Raw genomic sequence first — 2,645 nt, 5'->3', positions numbered from 1 at the left:
CCATCACCACAGGAGAAAACCAGGATGCACACACGAAACGTCAACGTCAAAACCGCCGCTCAAGAATCTTCCAGGAAGATAGGGGGAAAAACCGTGTCGTACACGATCCTCGTCGCTGAGCAGAAAAAAAACTCAGCGGAGGAACCCGATGTTCTGGAGTTCAGCAGCCTTGCTGAGTTGAAGAAACTGCGCAGACGCTGCCCAGAAACGATGCGCTGCACCTATTTCTACGCCCTCAGCAGCGGCGTCGATAAACAGTTCCGCCATATCCATGTGGCAGAAGCTGACCACTTCAAACAGTTTGTGCACCTGATCGAGCGCGCTGGTATCGCCATTTAAACCCGGTTTCACCCCGTGCGGCAGCCGCCGCACGGAACCTAATCAGACAGGAGCCTGAAAGATGAACGTTAACCCTCCGACCGCCGCACCAATGGCCTTTTTCGTTCCGTCTCATAACGCCGTTTATGACCGCGCAACACAGCTGGAAGGGCAGTGGGTGACTCAGCGTGAAGCGATAACGCTGGAATCCCTGCGCCGTCTCTATCCGGATGCGGAGCTGATCCCCGCGACTCTGGTACAGGAAAAGCAAAATGACGGCTATCGCCGTCCCTGGGTGGAAATCACCGAGGCCCGGTACATCGACCAGCTGGAAACGCTGCCGCCAATGGACTGGTGCAGAGGGTATGGCGGGGAGTCGTTCAAATCGATGGAGTTTACGGGCGGGGATGTGACCGCGATTTTCGTCCGGTATGGCGCGCGTTTCTTTGAGTGCCATGACCTGCACACCCTCCATCACCGGGAGCTGATTGGGGACGTGATCGCCCGTTTCTGTCTCGATGCACCGCTGAATTCAGCGCATTAAAAAAGCAGGGTTGCCCCTGCTTTCTCAACGCCGGGTAGCCGCAGCAACGGTGAACCGGCAATCACAACCAAAGTAAGGAGATTGATCGTGAAATTTGACCCGCAAACTGTCGCACAGGCGAAGGCATTTGTAAATGCCCTCCGCGCCGGAAAACGCGCACGCGTACCCGCGCTGCGTTTCTCACAGTGGCAGCCGTTCCTGTCCGTGGTAAATGCCGAAACGGGCTACGCCGCCGATGCTGACTGTGGTCTGGCTGTCAGCGTCTACCCGGCGCTTGGACTGGCTTAACAGGAGACGGCCGCCTGCGGGCGGCCGGTAAGGAGAAACCATGTCACAACTGAGTTTTGAATCCCTGTTCCTGTCTGACCAGGTAGAGGCGCTGCCGCGGGCTTCTGCTCCTGCCCGAATGTTGTCGCCAGCTGAGGCGCGTAGAGAGTTCGCCAGTGTCTTCCGTCAAACCGCGAAACATATGCGCCGTTCAGAAGTGTTCCGCGACTTTATCCAGCTTGCTGCTAGCCAGCTGGATGTGGCTCGGGTGCGCACGCCAGAGGGTATGGAAAGTAACTATCTGATCTGCAAATGTTATGAACCGTCCGATTTAGACGCCATGAACCAGCTGTTCTGCCTGTTGGTGGAGGGACTGGCGGGTGAAATGCATGATTTCCTCGGCGCTCTGTATATGGAGCAGGAGCTGGGCGCGGACGAAATGGGGCAGTATTTCTCTCCGTCCTCCATCTCCCGCCTGATGGCCGGATTACTCATGCCCGGCGCTCAGGAGACGATAAAGCGTGAGGGGTGGATGACGCTCGATGAGCCTGCCTGTGGTAGCGCCGGTATGGTCATTGCCTTTGCATACTGGATGACCGAAGCGGGATATAACCCGTCAGAACAGCTGTATGCCACCTGCACAGATATCGATCCGATGGTAGCTGATATGGCCTTTATCCAGCTGTCACTACTGGGTATCCCTGCGAAAGTCGTGACCGGTAATACGCTGACCCTGAAAGCAAATCGCGTGCGTTATACCCCCGTTTATTACTTCAATGACTGGCAGGGACGTCTGGAGTTCCGCAGCCGTTTCGAAGCTATGAAAAACTTTCTGGCCACCGTGGCCGCCTGACTGACAGAGCGGCAGGGCAGACCTGCCGCAGGGAGAGATAAAATGACAAGCAACACACTAAACGCTGTTCCGGCGACCGTGCTGGAGACGCTGGCAGAACGCCTGAAAGACCAGCCTGAACCGCTAAAAATCCGCAGCAACGATGATCACGCCGCGCTGGCCGCAGATGTGCTCTGGAAGTTCGCCCGTAAAACCGGGCTGAACAGGGAAAGCGAAAGCGTGCAAACCGTCATCACGGATTTTCTGGCCAATCTTCTGCACCTGTGCGAACAGTGCGATCCGGACGGGGCGGGTATCGATGGATTTAATGCCCTGCTGAATATGGCCGTGATGCATTATGAGCAGGAAAATGGGGGTGACAGCGAAGAACCGATCTGAACGGGAACCTTAGCCCCGGTGCATATCATCGGGGCAACCGCAAAACGTTACCCCTTCGGGGAAACGGGGAGGGCGAAAGCGCCTCCGGCGCTCATGCCATTCCCCGTTGCAGTGCATCTCTCCTTACCTGCGATCATAACCGGCGTCCTGCTGGTTAACTTGCTCAGCTGAAGCTGCGTGGCCATACCCCGAAAACAGGGCAGGGCGATGGCCCCCTTCGGCTCCCGGCCAGCGCTGCTGTCCGGTCGTCGAGCCCCACTCCGCCAGGGCGGCCGCTGCGCACCC

The 2,645-nt window shown here is 57.4% G+C and carries 5 protein-coding genes; all 5 read left to right on the top strand.

Features of this window, described 5'->3' with window-relative positions:
• Positions 1-24: 24 nt before the first annotated feature.
• The 5 genes from AC6BYQ_RS28220 to AC6BYQ_RS28200 all read left to right on the top strand — a co-directional run bounded on the left by AC6BYQ_RS28220 (position 25) and on the right by AC6BYQ_RS28200 (position 2,360).
• Complete coding sequence (locus AC6BYQ_RS28220) at positions 25-339, top strand: hypothetical protein (RefSeq protein ID WP_498057900.1); 315 nt, start codon at positions 25-27, stop codon at positions 337-339.
• 61 nt (positions 340-400) lie between these two features.
• Positions 401-862, top strand: coding sequence for a hypothetical protein (locus AC6BYQ_RS28215; RefSeq protein ID WP_498057899.1), 462 nt, complete (start codon positions 401-403; stop codon positions 860-862).
• An 87-nt stretch (positions 863-949) separates the two neighbouring features.
• Positions 950-1,150 carry a hypothetical protein gene (locus AC6BYQ_RS28210; RefSeq protein ID WP_031494497.1) on the top strand — a complete coding sequence of 67 codons (201 nt, stop codon included), beginning with the start codon at positions 950-952 and terminating at the stop codon, positions 1,148-1,150.
• 40 nt (positions 1,151-1,190) lie between these two features.
• Positions 1,191-1,982, top strand: coding sequence for an N-6 DNA methylase (locus AC6BYQ_RS28205; protein ID WP_498057898.1), 792 nt, complete (start codon positions 1,191-1,193; stop codon positions 1,980-1,982).
• A 42-nt stretch (positions 1,983-2,024) separates the two neighbouring features.
• A complete protein-coding gene (locus AC6BYQ_RS28200) occupies positions 2,025-2,360 on the top strand; it encodes a hypothetical protein (RefSeq protein WP_498057897.1) in 336 nt (111 codons plus the stop codon).
• The last annotated feature ends 285 nt before the right edge of the window (positions 2,361-2,645 follow it).

The sequence above is a fragment of the Serratia sp. LTN-2 genome, assembly GCF_059740205.1.
This window is presented reverse-complemented; position numbering and strand designations above follow the sequence as displayed.